This window comes from Cobetia sp. 3AK (assembly GCF_029846335.1).
Lineage (GTDB): Bacteria > Pseudomonadota > Gammaproteobacteria > Pseudomonadales > Halomonadaceae > Cobetia > Cobetia marina.
The window spans coordinates 86,560-103,501 of the sequence record NZ_JARWKR010000002.1; the positions used below are offsets into that span (position 1 = coordinate 86,560).

At 64.2% G+C, this 16,942-nt stretch carries 12 protein-coding genes; 9 read left to right on the forward strand and 3 right to left on the reverse strand.

All coding sequences use genetic code 11. The annotated features are described in order from the left end of the window. Nucleotides 1-141: 141 nt before the first annotated feature. On the reverse strand, nucleotides 142-939 hold the full coding sequence (locus QD228_RS02915) for a hypothetical protein (RefSeq protein WP_279856223.1): 798 nt from the start codon (nucleotides 937-939) through the stop codon (nucleotides 142-144). Between the two features lie 351 nt (nucleotides 940-1,290). On the opposite strand from QD228_RS02915, the gene QD228_RS02920 reads away from it, so the two are divergent. Beyond that, the gene (locus QD228_RS02920) at nucleotides 1,291-1,851 is read left to right on the forward strand and encodes a DJ-1/PfpI family protein (protein WP_077378415.1); all 561 of its coding nucleotides are present in this window, start codon (nucleotides 1,291-1,293) and stop codon (nucleotides 1,849-1,851) included. A 122-nt stretch (nucleotides 1,852-1,973) separates the two neighbouring features. On the opposite strand, the gene QD228_RS02925 is transcribed toward QD228_RS02920, so the two are convergent. Beyond that, a complete protein-coding gene (locus QD228_RS02925; protein WP_279874351.1) occupies nucleotides 1,974-3,203 on the reverse strand; it encodes a pyridoxal-phosphate dependent enzyme in 1,230 nt (409 codons plus the stop codon). A 119-nt stretch (nucleotides 3,204-3,322) separates the two neighbouring features. Here QD228_RS02925 and QD228_RS02930 point away from each other — a divergent pair, with 119 nt between their 5' ends. Continuing rightward, entirely contained in the window at nucleotides 3,323-3,790 is a 468-nt protein-coding gene (locus tag QD228_RS02930) for an Lrp/AsnC family transcriptional regulator (protein ID WP_347882124.1), read from the forward strand. Nucleotides 3,791-3,800: 10 nt separating this feature from the next. On the opposite strand, the gene QD228_RS02935 is transcribed toward QD228_RS02930, so the two are convergent. After that, complete coding sequence (locus QD228_RS02935) at nucleotides 3,801-4,757, reverse strand: glyoxylate/hydroxypyruvate reductase A (RefSeq protein ID WP_308478142.1); 957 nt, start codon at nucleotides 4,755-4,757, stop codon at nucleotides 3,801-3,803. 341 nt (nucleotides 4,758-5,098) lie between these two features. On the opposite strand from QD228_RS02935, the gene doeA reads away from it, so the two are divergent. The 7 genes from doeA (at nucleotide 5,099) to QD228_RS02970 (ending at nucleotide 16,898) form a co-directional block, all read left to right on the forward strand. Further along, nucleotides 5,099-6,325 carry an ectoine hydrolase DoeA gene (gene doeA, locus QD228_RS02940; protein ID WP_077378504.1) on the forward strand — a complete coding sequence of 409 codons (1,227 nt, stop codon included), beginning with the start codon at nucleotides 5,099-5,101 and terminating at the stop codon, nucleotides 6,323-6,325. A gap of 76 nt (nucleotides 6,326-6,401) precedes the next feature. Beyond that, nucleotides 6,402-7,487 carry a N(2)-acetyl-L-2,4-diaminobutanoate deacetylase DoeB gene (gene doeB / locus QD228_RS02945; protein ID WP_077378423.1) on the forward strand — a complete coding sequence of 362 codons (1,086 nt, stop codon included), beginning with the start codon at nucleotides 6,402-6,404 and terminating at the stop codon, nucleotides 7,485-7,487. Next, nucleotides 7,484-7,984, forward strand: coding sequence for an Lrp/AsnC family transcriptional regulator (locus tag QD228_RS02950; RefSeq protein WP_240499656.1), 501 nt, complete (start codon nucleotides 7,484-7,486; stop codon nucleotides 7,982-7,984). The genes doeB and QD228_RS02950 overlap by 4 nt, the downstream gene beginning before the upstream one ends. 50 nt (nucleotides 7,985-8,034) lie before the next feature. Next, nucleotides 8,035-8,964 (forward strand): glutamate racemase, encoded by a 930-nt coding sequence (gene murI, locus QD228_RS02955; protein WP_279874352.1) that lies wholly within the window; start codon nucleotides 8,035-8,037, stop codon nucleotides 8,962-8,964. Nucleotides 8,965-9,137: 173 nt separating this feature from the next. Further along, entirely contained in the window at nucleotides 9,138-10,268 is a 1,131-nt protein-coding gene (gene trmA / locus QD228_RS02960; RefSeq protein ID WP_279874353.1) for a tRNA (uridine(54)-C5)-methyltransferase TrmA, read from the forward strand. Between the two features lie 385 nt (nucleotides 10,269-10,653). Then, nucleotides 10,654-15,492, forward strand: a complete 4,839-nt coding sequence (locus QD228_RS02965) for an NAD-glutamate dehydrogenase (RefSeq protein ID WP_279874354.1) — start codon at nucleotides 10,654-10,656, stop codon at nucleotides 15,490-15,492. Nucleotides 15,493-15,752: 260 nt separating this feature from the next. Beyond that, nucleotides 15,753-16,898, forward strand: coding sequence for a hypothetical protein (locus tag QD228_RS02970; protein ID WP_279874355.1), 1,146 nt, complete (start codon nucleotides 15,753-15,755; stop codon nucleotides 16,896-16,898). The last annotated feature ends 44 nt before the right edge of the window (nucleotides 16,899-16,942 follow it).

A 16,942-nucleotide genomic window follows, 5' to 3' on the forward strand; every position in this document is an offset into this window, starting at 1 on the left:
GGACAGAGGGTATCCCCGGGAGTGGATCCTGCGCGATAACTGCTGATGGGGGATCAGCGCGGCTTATGCCGCGGCCTGGACACAGAGTACTGGACACAGAGTTCTGGACTCAGAGCACCGGACACCGAGCCTCACGACGGGTCACGGACTGGCCTGGCGCCGCGAGCTGCTGAGCCGGTCGAGGGTCAGATGTGCGGAGCGCTCCGGGACTTCACCTGCGGGGCTGTCCTCGTAGTCGAGGTAGTCGAGAGCCACCATCAGGCCCGGCCAGCGGGGGGCCAGCCACAGGCGGTAGTGCTTCTGATCACGATGCTTGCGCCAGGTGTCCAGCCGCAGGGTGCGGAAGGTCTGACCGGCGGCCACGCGGGATTCCTGGGCCTGGATCTCATACATCAGTGTCCGGGTGCGCCCCTTGTGATCCAGATATTCCAGCGCACAGGGGGCTCCCGTCAGGCAACTTCCCGCGGCCCACTGGGCATCGGCCTGCTGGCTCAGCAGTACCAGCAGGGTCTGGCGGTCGGGGAGGAGCGTCTCGTCAGGCTCGGGTGCCTCGCGGCTGTAGTCCTTGCCGATACCCGCCAGACGATAACCGGAACGATACCCGGCCGGCTGCAGCTGGCCCTCCTTGAGGAGGAAGCGTCCCTGCTCGTAGCCGCTGGCCACCTTGATGGAGGCCTCCATGCTGGCGATGTAAAGCTCCCCGCTCTGGCTGATGCGCTGCGTGATGGGCACATCCGGCCAGCCGTCCAGCACCAGGGTGTATTGAGCGGTGAAGGGCACGGGAGACTCCGCGCTGCTCACGTCAGCGCTCGCCTGTTGCGCCGTGCTCAACAGGGCTGATCCCAGCAGCATCGCGCCAAGCCAGCCGTTCAGGCGGCAAGGCGAGGGTATCCGTCGCAGGCGTGTCCAGTGGATTCGTCGTGGTACAAGGGCAAGCATGGTGACTCCTGTCGAAGCTTTCTGTCCGCAAATGGGGCCGCCCTTGGGGAGTGGTGTCGTTCGGGGCGAGAGCATGATGATTGGGCAGCGTGGCCGCATGCAAGGTTCCCTCGCGTTGGCGCACCTCTCCTGCAAGTCGTGGATGACGCATGAGGGCCCGCTGGCGATGGCCCCGATGACAGGCGCATCAGGCACAGGACGCTATTTCAGCGCTTGCTCATGCGCGCCGGACAGGTACTCTGGGAACGCCTTGTGCGTGAGCTGCAGGCTTCCCGACATGTCAGGCAGAGGTGATGTCAGGCGAGCGCGATGCAGTGATGCCAACCCCGTTTGTTCAATCAGGAGATCATCATGGCCAGCATTGTCATCATTGCCGGAGATTTTGTGGAAGACTATGAGCTGATGGTGCCGTTCCAGGCGCTGCAGGCGATGGGTCATCGGGTCGATGTGGTATGCCCGGACAAGCGTGAAGGCGATATCGTCAAGACGGCGATCCACGACTTCGAAGGCGATCAGACCTATACCGAGAAGCCGGGTCACAACTTCGCGCTCAACGCGAGCTTCGCCGACCTCAAGGCGGAAGACTACGATGCGCTGCTGATCCCCGGTGGCCGCGCTCCCGAGTACCTGCGCCTGGACGAGCGCGTGCTGAACCTGGTGCGCCACTTCGTCGAGGCCGACAAGCCCATCGCCGCCGTCTGCCATGGCCCGCAGCTGCTGGCGGCTGCCATGTCGCTGGAAGGCCATCGCGTCAGTGCCTATCCGGCCTGCGCGCCGGAGGTCAAGCTGGCAGGTGGCGAATTCGTGTCACTGGAAGTCACCGATGCCGTGACCTCCGGCAAGCTGGTGACCGCGCCGGCCTGGCCGGCCCACCCGGAGTGGCTGCGTCAGTTCAATGCCCTGCTGGCATGAGGCGTGACTGACCTCCATTGCGGCTGACATGCATTGCGACTGACATGAGCCGTGGCACGAGCTGCCATCGCGCCTCGTGATGCTCGACGACGACACCCCGCCCTTGGCGGGGTGTCGTCGTTTCAGGCGGTGAGTCTCTCGATCCAGGCGCGATGCGGGGCGAGGCGTGACTGGTGTTCCGCCCGCCAGACGGGGTCGCCCAGGGTGCTGGCGTAGCGGCTGGCATGATCACAGGCCAGCAGCAGCCAGCTACCTGTCAGCGCCTCGCCGCGGGCGTGCTTGAGCTCGAGGGTTTCCAGCAGGCCCGCGAAGGCGGTGCCGGTGGAGGGCCCGGCGGCAAGCCCGGCATGCTCTGCCAGCCATAGTGCCGCCGCCTGGCTGCGGGCATCCGCGATGCGTCGATAATCATCGAAGTGCACGGGGTCGAACGCCTCCAGTACACAGGGGCGGCCAATGCCCTCGATGGGGTTGGGTGCCTGAGGCGCGGGCAGTGAGGTCATGCGGGTGCCATGGGTGTGATGGTGCTGCCAGCAGGCATGATAGACGGAGTGTTCGGGGTCCACGCCGATCACGCGAGCGCCATGGCCCCTGTGGTGTAGAGGCCCCGAGTGGTGAAAAGGCCCCGTGTGGTGTAGAGGCCCCGAGTGGCGAAGAAGACCCTTGTGACGCAGATGGCGCGCGAAGGTGGCGGCGCTGCCGCCGGTGCCAGCGCCGAGAAAGACCGCTTCAAGCTCCGGCAGCTCGCGTTCGGCGATCTGTGCCAGACACTCGCCCGGCAGGCTTGTCTCGCTCTGCCAGTCGCTGGCCGTGGCGGCATGCTGGAACTGGTTGAGGAAGTGGCCGCCGCTGTCCTCGGCCAGCGCCTGGGCGGACTGGCAGAGGTGGACGGCATTCTCGATCTCCACGACACGCCCGCCCTCGTCACGAATCGCCCTCAATTTGTTACATGCGGTGCCCTTGGGCACCACGGCGATGAATTCCAGCCCCAGGCGGCGTGCCAGCCACGCTTCAGAGACCGCCGTGGAGCCTGACGAGGCGTCGATGACCGGGCGTCCGGGACTGAGCCAGCCTTGCTTCAAGGCCTGCTCGAACAACGCCATGGCCAGTCGATGCTTGAGTGAACCACTGGCGTGGGCGCGCTCGTCCTTGATCAGCACGCGCGCCTCGCCAAGCCCGCAAAGCGCAAGCTCCCTGAGCGGAGTGACAGGCGTGGCTGCCTTCAAGGCGGCCAGCTGTGCCAGGCACTCCTGTCGCCATGCTGCCAGAGGCGTCCTGTGCAGCAAGCCCTCCGAGGGAGTGGCGAGTGAAGAGGGCGCACACGGCGAGCGAGGGGGAAAGGCAGTGGTCGGCATGGCAGCGGTTCCTGTCGCGGGGAGGAGCCTCCATGGTACGACCGGCTGTCAGGCAAAACTTGCCAGTTGTCATGGCGTAGGCCATGTTCTGTAGCAAGATTTTGTCGTGAGGAGGGAGTATGGAGAAAATTGTGCTCGATGCCACGGACCGCGCGCTGCTGTGGCTGTTGCAGCGTGATGCCAGCCTGTCATTGGCGGCACTGGCGGAGTCGGTGCATCTGACCACCTCACCCTGCTGGAAGCGCCTCAAGCGGCTGGAGGAATGCGGGGTGATCACGGCGCGGGTGGCGCTGCTGGATGCCGAGCGGGTCGGGCTGGGGCTGACCGCCTTCGTGCAACTCAAGACCCGCGATCATTCGCGGGCCTGGTTCGAACGGTTCGTGGCGGTGATCGAGGAGATCGAGGAGGTCACCGAGTTCTATCGCATGGCGGGCGACTACGACTACCTGCTCAAGGTTCAGGTCGCGGACATGAATGCCTACGACCGCGTCTACAAGCAGCTGGTCAATACCCTCGATGACCTCACCGATGTCTCGGCACGCTTCGCGATGGAGTGCCTCAAGTCGACCACTGCGCTTCCGGTGTGAAACGCACGTCTCAGTAGCCGTGTTCCAGACTGATGCCCGTCAGGGATTCACCGCGCTGCACGCGGCGGATGTTCTCCGCCAGCTGGTCGGCGGCCTCGGAGACCGGGGTCGGGGCGGCGGCGTGCGGGGTGATGATCACCTTCGGGTGCTGCCACAGCGGGCTGTCGCCGGCGAGCGGCTCATGCTGGAAGACATCCAGCAGCGCGCCGCGCAACTGATCCTTCTCCAGCGCCGCGAGCAGATCCTCCTCGACCACGCTGCTGCCGCGGCCGGGATTGATCAGCACGGCGTCATCGGGCAGGGCCGCGAAGGCCTCTGCATTCAGCACGTCGCGAGTGGCGGTGGTGTTGGGCAGCAGGTTGATCACCGCCTTGAGGCCAAGCGTTTCATCCCCCAGCACTGCCTTGAGCGAGCGACCGCCTTCCCCCTGTTCATGGTGGCAGGTCACGCCCTCCAGGGTGTGGGCGCTGCGGCTGAAGCCATGCACGGGGTAGCCGTCTGCCGCCAGCGCCTCGGCGATCTGCCGGCCGATGGCACCCAGGCCGAGCACCGCGACCGGATAATGCCTGGCGCGCACCACGCGATGTGGCGCCCAGTGACGCTCTGACTGCTGGACAGCGTAGCGATCGAAGTCACGTCGGAAGTGCAGCAGGCCGTAGCGCACGTAATCGAGCATGTGGCTGGCCATGCCGGCATCGCGCAGCTTGAGCACCGGCACCTCTCGAGGCAGGGCGGGATTGGCCAGCAGGCTGTCCACGCCGGCACCCAGATTGAGAATCGCCTTCACGTCGTGTTCGCGATGCCGCTCGAACAGTGCCGCCGGCGGTGCCCACACCACCAGGATGTCGCCCAGGGTCTCGCCGTCATCGGCGAGGATCTCGATGTCGCTGCTGTCCAGACGCTCACGCAGTGCCTCGCACCAGCGTTCTGCCCGCTCGTGATGTACCAGAATTCGCATGTGGCTCATCTGAAAGAGTCTCCTGAAAGGCCCTGGAGTATTTCCCGGTGATGTCGTGATGATGGCGCGGCCCTTGCAAGGGCCGAAGGGAAGGGCGACAGTGCCAGAGTCGCCTTTGACCCGCTGTCGGCAGAGTGACAGACTCGAATCAAGAGGGGAATTCGGATGTTCGCATATACGTTGACGGCTCTGGGCACCAGAGGCGCGCGTAAGGCTCCGCCCCGACGTGCTGCTTGCCTCAAGGCCTGATTGAACAGGAGCGCTGCATGAGCCAATTCCCGTCGCATCCGCCTATTGCCCAGCCTCCATTCGCGGGGCTCAACAACTTGCCGAATGGCGAAGCGCAGGCGATGCCCGACAACTGGGTACCGCGGCCACTGTCGGCCGGACGCCAGGCCTTCACCATCGGGGAATATCACGCCCGTATCCAGCGTGTCCGGGAAGCGATGGCGCGTGCCGGCATCGATGTGATGGTGATTTCCGACCCCTCCAACATGGCCTGGTTGACCGGTTATGACGGCTGGTCCTTCTATGTGCACCAATGTGTACTGCTGGGTCTGAGCGGTGAGCCAGTCTGGTACGGACGCCGTCAGGACGGCAACGGCGCGCTGCGTACCTGCTGGATGGGCGAGGACAACATCCTGTGGTATCCGGATTACTACGTGCAGAATCCGGACATGCATCCGATGGAGTTTCTCGCCCAGTCGATCCTGCCGCAGCGCGGCTGGCACGACGGCGTGGTGGGGGTCGAACTCGACAACTACTACTACTCGGCGCGTGCCCATCTGGCGCTGGTCAAGGAGTTGCCCCACGCGCGACTGGTGGACGCCAATTCGCTGGTCAACTGGTGTCGGGCGATCAAGTCCGAGCAGGAGATCGCCTACATGCGCGTGGCGGGGCGCATCGTCGAGCGCATGCACTCGCGCATCCTCGAGATGATCGAGCCGGGCCTGCCCAAGAGCGCACTGGTCGCCGAGATCTATCGTGTCGGGGTCGAGGGTGTGGTCGGGCCGAATGGCGAGATTCTCGGCGGCGACTATCCGGCCATCGTGCCATTGCTGCCGACCGGCAGTGATGCCGCTGCCCCTCACCTGACCTGGGATGACACGCCGTTTCGCGAGGGCGAGGGCACCTTCTTCGAGATCGCCGGCTGCTACAAGCGCTATCACGCGCCGCTCTCGCGCACCGTGTTTCTCGGTCGGCCGCCGCGCGATTTCGTGCGCGGCGAGTCCGCCCTGCTGGAAGGCATCGAAAGCGGCCTGGCCATCGCCAGACCGGGCAATCGCTGCTGCGACATCGCGCTGGCGCTGGGCGCGGCGATGGACAAGTACGGCTTCGACCGGGGGGGCGCACGTTGCGGCTATCCCATCGGCATCAGCTATCCGCCGGATTGGGGCGAGCGCACCATGAGTCTGCGCCCCAGTGACGAGACGGTGCTGGAACCGGGCATGACCTTCCACTTCATGCCCGGCATGTGGATGGATGACTGGGGGCTCGAGATCACCGAGTCGATCCTGATCACCGAGAATGGTGCCGAGCCATTGTGTGACGTGCCCCGCCAGCTGTTCGTCAAGTGACGGGCTGGCCGTTCGTCAGTGATGCGATGCCATACGCCTTTGTTGTTGTGAGTTCGTCCGGCCAAGGAGGCCTGTCATGCGTGAATCTCCCGTCAGCCTGACCATTGACCTGAACGCCGATGGCCTTCAGCACGGCTTCTTCAAGCTGCCGATTTCCACCGATGAGTCTGCCTGGGGTGCCGTGATGACCCCGATCAGCGTGATCGCCAACGGTGAAGGCCCCACGGTGCTGCTCACCGGCGGCAATCACGGTGACGAGTACGAGGGCATCACCGCGCTCTACAAGCTGGCGGCCCGCCTCACGCCCGAGGACGTGCAGGGGCGTGTCATCATCGTGCCGACCATGAATGCGCTGGCGGCCAAGGCCGGCCGGCGCTGCTCGCCACTTGATGGCGGCAATCTCAATCGCAGCTTCCCCGGCGATCCCGAGGGGGGACCTACCGAGCAGATCGCCGACTATTTCACCCGGGTGCTGGTACCGCAGTGTGACTACGCGCTGGACCTGCATTCCGGTGGCCGCACCCTGGATATCCTGCCGTTCGCGGCCGCGCACCGCCTGGACTATCTCGAGGCGTCGCTGGGCGTGGAGCAGTGCCGTCATCAGGAAGCCGAGAGTCTGGCCGGCGCGCTGGCCTTCGGTGCGCCTTCGGCGATGATGATGTTCGAGCTGGATGCCGAGGCGCTCTACGACACTGCCGTGGAACGCCAGGGCAAGGTCTTCGTCACCACGGAGCTGGGGGGCGGCGGTTCCACCACGCCTGAGCGCCAGGCGATCGCCGACCGTGGCGTCGACAACTTCCTTGCCTTCAGTGGCGTGCTGCGCGAACGCAGTCGTGCCGACCTGGAAGGCGATGTCGAGCGACGCCATGCCGACCAGGCGGCCAGGCCGCTGCTGATCGACATGCCGGATGCCAGCTGCTACGTGCAGAGTGAGCATGAAGGCCTGCTGGAACTGTGCGTGGCGCTGGGTGAGCAGGTCAGCGCGGGGCAGTGCGTGGCTCGGGTCTACCCGCTGGGGCGGGCCGGTCAACCGGCGGTGGAATATCGTGCCGAGCGCGACGGCGTGCTGGTGGCACGGCGCTTCCCGGCGCAGGTCAGTCTCGGCGATACGCTGGCGGTGATCGCCGAGGTGGTGGACGATCTGGCGCGAGATGCCTCATGAGTTCAGGCGCTGCGCGCGCGATGCCCGCGCCCAGGCTTGATGCCTTCGATCTGAAGATTCTGGCGATCCTCGAGCGCGATGGTCGCATCACCAAGTCGCGGCTGGCCGAGGAGATCAATCTGTCGGTCAGCCCGTGCTGGGAGCGGGTCAAGCGCCTTGAGCAGGCCGGTATCATCGAGGGCTATTCGGCGCGCATCAATCAGGCGCTGCTCGAGGCGCAGCGCGGCGGTGCCGTGGTGGCAGCCCCGCGCACGCCGGTATGGGTGGAGATACACCTCAAGCATCACGATGCCGAGAGCTTCCAGCGCTTCGAGCGCGCCATGCGCGAGGCGGACGAGGTGATCGAGTGTGTGGCGGTCGGCGGCGGCGTGGATTATCTGCTGCGTCTCGAGACGGCGAGCATCGATGCCTACCAGCGATTGATCGACCGCTGGCTGGTCTCAGAGCTGGGGATCGATCGTTACTTCACCTACATCGTCACCAAGCAGGTAAAATAGCGCGCCATTGCAGCCGACCTTCCTCTTTCGCAGCGCGAGATATCATCATCATGGCGCCTTCCACCGCCCCTTCAGGCTCCGTTGTCAGCCAGTCCCATGTCCTATCTGACGCGCCTGACGCGCCGGTGCTGATCTTCGATTCGGGGGTCGGAGGACTCTCGGTGGCGGCGGAGATTCGCCGCCAATGGCCGACGTTGCCGCTGGCCTATGTGTGTGACAACGCCGCGCTCCCCTACGGCACCAAGGCCGATGACTGGCTGGTGACGCGCATCGCGCAGGTGTGTGCGGCGGCGGTCGAGGCAAGTGGAGCGCGTGCCCTGGTGGTGGCGTGCAATACCGCCAGCACGCTGGCGCTGCAGGCATTGCGCGAGACGTTGTCGATTCCGGTGATCGGTACCGTACCGGCGATCAAGCCTGCCGCGCTGCTGGCGCGCAGCCGTCAGAGCGCGGTGCGCCGCGCACAGGGCGAGCCGCCAGTGTTCGGCTTGCTGGCCACCTCCGCCACGGTGAGGCGTGCCTATACCGAGCAGTTGATCCATGATTTCGCGGCGGACTGCCAGGTGATTCGCGTCGCGGCGGACCCGCTGGTCGCCGAGGCCGAGCGCCGTCTGCGTGGCGAGGCGGCTCGCCCCGAGGTGGTCGCGGCGAGTCTGGCGGATCTCGCGGCGGTGCCGGGGCTGGAGGTGGTGATTCTCGGCTGTACCCACTTCCCGCTGCTCAGCGCGGATATCGCCAGCGCCCTGGGCAGGAATGCGCCGGGTGAACCACCGCTGGCGCTGGTGGATTCCGGCGCGGCGATCGCACGGCGCGTGGCCCAGGTGCTGGAGTTGCCGGCCCGCACGGCGCAGGCCACGCTGGCGCAAGACGAGGTGTCTGACGCAGGCATCGCCCTGGCGACGGACGCCCGTCAGCCCGGCCTTGCCACTGCACTTGAAAGCCGGGGGTTTGCCGCCCCTCGAGGACTCGCGCTCGGCCCCTGACGGCCCCAGTCGCTGCATGAGTCACCAACCCGTGCTTGAGCTTCGCGCTGCCGGTGGTAGGCTAGCGCGCCCAACCTTTGAATGGACGTGATCGGCATGGCTCTCCATGACCTCATCCGCGTCCCTTTGCTCATCGTTTCAGTGCTGCGGTATGCCCGCAGGCAGGAGTCAGTGTGGCCATCGCCGTCGTCGATCCCAGTCAGTATGAACAGCAGCTTGCCGAGAAGGCCGAGCAGACCCGCGCCCGTTTCGCCGCCTTCGATGCGCCGGAGCTCGAGGTGTTTCCCTCGCCGCCCAGTCATTACCGCATGCGCTGCGAATTTCGTATCTGGCATGAGGATGACGACCTCTACTATGCGATGTTCGAGGTGGAATTCGACGACGAGGGCAACAAGAAGAAGACGGTCGTGCGCATGGACGACTTCCCGGTGGCCAGCCAGCGCATCAATACGCTGATGCCGCTGCTGCGTGAGCGGCTCAAGGCCAGTCCGGTGCTGCGTGAGCGTCTGTTCCAGTGTGAATTCCTCACCACCCTCAGTGGCGAGGCACTGGTCACGCTGATCTATCACCGCAAGCTGGAAGAGGACTGGGAAGCCGAGGCGCGCGCGCTGGAGCAGGAACTCGACATCATGATCATCGGGCGTTCACGCAAGCAGCACCTCGTGCTGACACGCGATCACGTCTTCGAGCGTCTCGAGGTCAATGGACGTGAATATGTCTATCAGCAGGTCGAGAACAGCTTCACCCAGCCCAACGGCGAGATCTGCCGCTCCATGCTCAGCTGGGCGCGCGACGTGACCCATCCGGACAAGGCGCAAGCGGAAGGCCGGGAGCAGGGCGATCTGGTCGAGCTCTATTGTGGCAACGGCAATTTCACCATCGCGCTGGCCGAGAACTTCCGTCGCGTGCTGGCCACCGAGATCTCGCGGACGTCGGTGGCCTCGGCGCAGGTCAATCTGGCGGCCAATGGCATCGACAATGCCCAGGTGGCGCGCATGTCCGCCGAGGACTTCTCGCTGGCACTGGCCGGCGAGAAGGAGGGGCGTCGCGTGGCGGAGATGGACCTCGAGAATCATGACTTCCGTACCGTGCTGGTGGACCCGCCGCGCGCCGGTCTCGATGCCGACAGCTGCGAGCAGACCGCGCGCTACGAACGCATCGTCTATATCTCCTGCAACCCGCAGACGCTGAGCGAGAATCTCGAGGTGCTGTGCCGCACGCATCGCATCGAGCGTTTCGCGCTGTTCGACCAGTTCCCCTATACCGATCACCTGGAGTGTGGGGTCTATCTCGTCAGGAAGTGAGTGAAAGCAGGCGTGTCAGCAAGTGAGAGACGGCGGAGCGTTTTCCGCCTCGACGCTTGAAAAGCCGAGGCCCCGTTGCCAACTAGACTCCAGATCCGGCTCCATGAGCCATCGGGAGTGATAGTGGCGGCGGGGCCTCGTCGTGTCTGTCTCGATGAACGTCTTGTTAGACTTTCGTTTCATGACGCGAGGCGCAAGTCAATACCCGATGCACAGATGTCATGCAGCATGACCAATATGGAACAGGCATGGGGCCGAGGCACAGACTGCGCTAGTCTGTGATGCACTGCATGAGCCTGCGCCTTGGCATCCTGTCACGGGTGCGAGCGTGGGCTCTCTATGACTATTCTTCCTGATACTTCCATCAGGTCAGTCGAGGTGATTGATGCTACACGTGGCGACGGACGGCAAGCAGGAATTCCTTGCGCAGCTCCAAGAGCAGCTGGACAAGCGACTTCCCAAGGACAAGGTGCAGGAAATCGCGGCCTTTGCGCGCGATTATCATGCGACGGCTTCCTTCGAGGACATGGCCGAGCGCAAGCTGGATGACCTCTACGGCTCCACTCTGGCCGTATGGCACTTCCTGCAGAGTCACGCTGCCCCCAAGGTGCGCGCCTACAACCCTGACTTCGAGAAGCATGGTTGGCAGTCCACCCATACCATCATCGAAGTGCTGCACCCGGACATGCCCTTCCTGGTGGACTCGGTGCGTATCGAGCTCAATCGTCGCGGTATCACCGTGCATGCCATCCACAATGCCGTGCTGGCCGTGGCGCGCGATGCCTCCGGTCAGCTGGAGCGCGTGACCGCGCCGCGCGCCGAGAACGCTCCCGAGACGCGCGAGTCACTGATCTACATCGAGATCGATCGTCACAACGATGGCGAGATGCTCGAAGATCTGGAAAACAGCCTGAGTGAAGTGCTGGCTGAAGTGCGGGTCGCCGTGGCGGATTTCGAGGCCATGCGCTCCCAGGGGGCTCAGGCGCTCAGAGAGCTGCGTGACAACCGTCCTGCCACCGTGTCCGAGGCGGATCACCAGGAAGCCTGCGAGTTCATGGAGTGGATGGGCAACGATCACTTCACCTTCCTCGGCTATGACGAATACACCGTCGAAGAGCAGGAAGACGGTACTCGCGTGCTGAGCAAGGTCGAGGGTTCCGAGCTTGGCGTCCTGAAGCTGGACCTCGAGCGCTACCACGAGCAGTCCCGCCATCAGCAGAGCGTCAACAGCGATCAGTACGTGCTGATCCCGGAGCTGCTGTCCTTCGCCAAGAGCGCCTTCCACGCCCGCGTGCACCGTCCGGCCTATCCGGACTACATCACTGTCGAGCGCTTCGATGCCGAAGGCCGCGTGATCGGCGAGCGTCGTTTCCTGGGGCTCTACACCTCCACGGTCTACAACCAGAGTCCGCGCAACGTGCCGATTCTGCGTCGCAAGGTGCAGGACGTCATGGAGGCCGCCGGGGTCAACCCGAAGGGCCACAACGGCAAGCACCTGCTGCAGATTCTGGAAGTCTATCCGCGTGATGACCTCTTCCAGATCTCCACGGATGAGCTGACCCGCACCGCCACCAGCATCCTCAATATCCGTGAGCGTCGTCGCGTGCGACTGATCGTGCGTGAAGACCGCTTCGGCAAGTTCTTCTCCGTGCTGGTGTTCGTGCCGCGCGATGTCTACTCCACCGACCTGCGCGTGCGCATCCAGAATCTGCTCTGCGAAGAGCTGGATGCCACCTTCGGTGATTTCACGCCGTATCTGTCCGAGTCCGTGCTGACACGCATCCAGTTCATCCTGCGCTTCAAGGGCGACGAGCCTGGCCAGTACGACATGCGCGCGCTGGAGAACAAGATCGCCCAGCTGGCACGCAGCTGGCGTGACGAGCTGCATGCCGCGATGGTGGAAGGCTTCGGTGAAGAGCAGGCCAATGAACTGATGAGCCGTTATCGCGATGCCTTCCCGGGCAGCTACCGTGATGACTTCTCGCCGCGCACCGCCGTCTACGACGTGGGCCATCTGCGTGCGCTGGATGAAGGCGATGTCGTGGCCTTGAGCACCTATCGTCTGGTCGAGGATGACAACTCGGGTGTCAACCTGAAGCTGTTCCACAAGCATCAGCCGATTCCGCTGTCCGACGTGCTGCCGGTTCTCGAGAACCTGGGGCTGCGCGTCATCGGCGAGCGTCCTTACGAGATCGAGCGCAGCGATGCCACCTGCTGGATCCACGATTTCGATCTGGAGCACCACGGCAAGGGCGCAGTCGAGCTGTCCGAAGTGCGCGAGAGCTTCATCGAAGCCTTCAAGAAGATCTGGTCCGGCGAAGCCGAATCCGACGCCTTCAACCGCCTGATCATCGGCTCCGGCCTTGATTGGCGTGAAGTGGCGATGCTGCGTGCCTACGCGCGTTACCTGAAGCAGATCCGCTTCGGCCTCTCCCAGGCCTACATCGCCAATGCCCTGGGCAGCCATCCGGATATCACCCGCGAGCTGGTGCAGCTGTTCAACCTGCGCTTCGACCCGCAGGGTCAGGGCGATGAGGATGACGTCAGCGCCTGCCGCGAGCGCATCAACGGTCTGCTCGATCAGGTCTCCAGCCTCAACGACGACCGTCTGCTGCGTCGCTACGTGGATCTGATGATGGCCACGCTGCGCACCAACTTCTTCCAGCCGGCGGAAGATGGTCAGGCCAAGGACTACATCAGCTTCAAGCTCGATACCCGTCAGATTCCGGACGTGCCCAAGCCGCGTCCGATGTTCGAGATCTTCGTCTACTCGCCGCGCGTCGAGGGTGTACACCTGCGCGGTGGCAAGGTCGCGCGCGGTGGTCTGCGCTGGTCCGACCGTCACGAGGACTTCCGCACCGAAGTGCTGGGGCTGGTCAAGGCGCAGCAGGTCAAGAACGCGGTCATCGTACCGGTGGGTGCCAAGGGCGGCTTCGTCTGCAAGCGCATGCCGGAAAGCAACGACCGTGACGTGATCCAGAAGGAAGGTATCGCCTGCTACCAGATCTTCATCCGCGCACTGCTCGACATCACCGACAACCTGTCCGGTGGTGACGTGGTACCGCCTAACGCCGTCGTGCGCTATGACGAAGACGACCCCTACATGGTGGTCGCGGCGGACAAGGGCACCGCGACCTTCTCCGACATCGCCAATGCCATCTCCAACGAGTACTGCTTCTGGCTGGGCGATGCCTTCGCCTCCGGTGGCGCCAACGGCTATGACCACAAGGGCATGGGCATCACCGCCAAGGGCGCCTGGGTCAGTGTGCAGCGTCACTTCCGCGAGATGGGCATCAACATCCAGGAAGACGAGTTCAGCGTGGTCGGTATCGGTGACATGGCCGGTGACGTCTTCGGCAACGGCATGCTGCTGTCCGAGAAGATCCGTCTGGTCGGTGCCTTCAACCACCGCAACATCTTCGTCGACCCGAACCCGGACACCGCGAAGAGCTTCGCCGAGCGCGAGCGTCTGTTCCGTCTGCCGCGTTCCAGCTGGGACGACTACGACAAGAGTCTGATCAGCGAAGGTGGCGGTCTGTTCTCGCGTGATGCCAAGACCATCACCATCACGCCGCAGATGAAGGAAGTCTTCGACATCCGCGAAGACCGCCTGGCGCCCAACGAGCTGATCAACGCGATGCTCAAGGCGCAGGTCGATCTGATCTGGAACGGCGGTATCGGCACCTACGTCAAGGCCTCCACCGAGACTCACGCCGATGTCGGTGACAAGGCCAACGACGGTCTGCGCATCAACGGCAACGAGCTGCGCTGCAAGGTGGTCGGTGAGGGCGGCAATCTGGGGCTGACCCAGCGTGGCCGCATGGAAGCCGCAGCCAAGCGTGGCGTGCGCGTCAACACCGACTTCATCGACAACGCCGGTGGCGTGAACTGCTCGGATCACGAGGTCAACATCAAGATCCTGCTGGACGACATCGTCGCCCGCGGTGACCTGACCGACAAGCAGCGCAACCAGCAGCTGGCCGAGATGACCGACGAGGTCGGCGAGCTGGTGATCAAGGACAACTATCGCCAGACCCAGGCACTGTCGCTCTCCGAGCTGCAGTCCAAGGAAGGCATGGGCGTCTTCCGTCGCTTCATCAATGAACTCGAAGCGGCCGGTACCCTGGATCGTGAACTCGAGTTCCTGCCCTCCGATGAGGCACTGATCGAGCGTTCCAATGCCGGTGAAGCCCTGACCCTGCCGGAACTGTCCGTGCTGGTGTCCTACGCCAAGAGCGATCTCAAGACCAGCCTGATCGCCTCTGACGTGCCGGATGACAGCTACGTGCAGCAGCATCTGGAGCGCGCCTTCCCGCGCGTGCTGATGGAGCGCTTCCCGGAGGAGATGTATCAGCACCGTCTGAAGCGTGAGATCGCCGCCACCCAGATCGCCAATGACCTGGTGGATCACATGGGCATCGCCTTCGTGCGTCGCCTGGAAGACACCACCGGTGCCGGCAAGGCCGAGATTGCGCGTGCCTACATCGTGGCGCGTGACAGCTTCAACCTGGAAGCGCTGTGGACCCAGATCGAGGCGCTGGATCACCAGGTGCCGGCCGACATGCAGTACCGCATGATGAGCGATCTGATGCGCCTGATGCGTCGCGCCACCCGCTGGTTCCTGCGTCAGCGCAGCAGCATGGGCGTCAAGGAGAGCATCTCGCACTTCGCGCCGCGTCTGGCTCAGCTGTCCGAGAGCATCGGCGAGCGCCTCAAGGGCGAAGCCCGCGAGCACTGGGAGGCTCGTCGCGACCACTACGTCGAGGCAGGCGTTCCGGAAGCGCTGGCCAGCACCATCGCGGCGACCTCAAGCCTGTATGCCGGTCTCGGCATCATCGAGGCCGCCAAGGTGACCGGCGAGAAGATCAACCGTGTGGCGGAAGCCTTCTACGGCATCGGCCATCGTCTCGAGCTGCCGTGGGTCGGCGACAAGATCAACGGCCTCGAGGTGCAGGACAGCTGGCAGGCCCAGGCGCGCGAGAGCTTCCGTGATGACCTGGATCGCCAGCAGCTGGCCCTGACCGTCAGCGTGCTCAAGCAGGACAATGCCCCGCGCGAGATCGATGAGCGTGTCGACAACTGGATGGCAAGCCATGAAGGGCTGGTCAGCCGCTGGTGCTCACTGCTGGGCGAGATGAAGAGTGGTGCCCAGTTGAGCTTCCCGCTGTTCGCCGTCGCACTGCGTGAACTGGTCGATCTGGCCGAGTCCCGTCGCGAGGCGTGAGCCGGGCAGGAACTCTGCTGACCCGCGATACGCACATCTGTAAGCGTCATCGCTGAACGAAACCCCCGCCAATGGCGGGGGTTTTTTCGTGCAATCAAGAAAATCGCGATTGCCAAGGCTGGGGTAAGGTAACTGTCGTCGAGGGTCTGGTATGCTGAGGGCAGCGAGTGCAACCCCTGTTTCCTGAGCCGCATGGTTGCCGCGATGGCAGCGGTCGGCTTACGTTTTCAAGAACTTCAGTACAACAAGGCAGAGACACCATGTCACAACGTGCGTTACCCCTTGCCTGCGCCATTGCGCTCGGCCTCTCCAGTTTCGCATCCCAGGCCGTGCTGGCAGATGGCAGCCCTGCACAGCAGCGCGCCGAAGCCGCTGCGGGCAAGCTGGACATCTCCAAGTTTCTCAAGCCGCGCAGCGATGCCCACAGCCAGAACTTCCAGTTCGGTGGTACCAGTGTCCATCAGTTCACCATCAAGGAAGCCGGGCGCTATGAGATCGACGGCAACGCCAACTTCGATGTGAGTGATCCCTACACCCTGAATGCCAGCCTGGAAGACGAGCAGGGTGCGATCATCGCCACGGGCACGGGGGACAGGGCATCGGATGGCCTGAACATGAATGTCGAGCTGGAGCCCGGGGTCTACAAGCTGCGCGTACGCGCCGACAAGCTGGGCGCCGGCAAGTCGGGTGGCAATACCTATGAAGTGAACGTGGCGGGCCTCAGCGAGAGCGGTGAGAAGCTCTCCGCCGAGGAAAGCGGCATCGAGACCGGTGACGGTCTGGTGTTCCTGGACACCGATGGTGATGGCCGCCGCACTGCCTTCGTCGATGCAGACGATGAAGTGGCGACCATCAAGCCGGCCACCGTGGCCGCGGCTGAGCAGGCGGCGCGCGAGCAGAAGGCCGCCGAGACCGGCAACGCTGCCGCGGAAGGTAGCGCTACTGCCGGTGAAGCCGTCGCCAGCACGGCGACTGGCACGGCCGAAGCTGCCTCTTCTGCGTCTGCCACTACGGCGTCTGCCACTACGGCGGCGACCGGCAGCGCTGCTGTCACCGAGAGTGAAGCGGAGCCGGACCGTCGTTTCGATGAGATCGTCACCGATGTGCGCATTCGCGAGAAGGGCGAGGTCATGACCTTCGATGTCTCAGATCGCGGCACCGTGACCATCGACAGCGAGACATTCCCGGGCAGCGAAGGTACCTACAAGCTGCAGATGCGCCTGCTGGATGAGAACGGCAATACCGTGGCCAGCGACAAGGGCGAAGGTTTCGAGGGCGACTTCCACCTCGAGACCGTGCTGGAACCGGGGCGCTACACCGTGTGGGTCAGCGGTCAGAAGTTCGGCACTGCCATGGAAGGGGTCAACAACTACACCGTGCGAGTGCGTCAGCTGGACGTCAAATAAGCCCAGCGCTCAGACCCTGACAGTGACAAGGAAGGCGGCCCTCG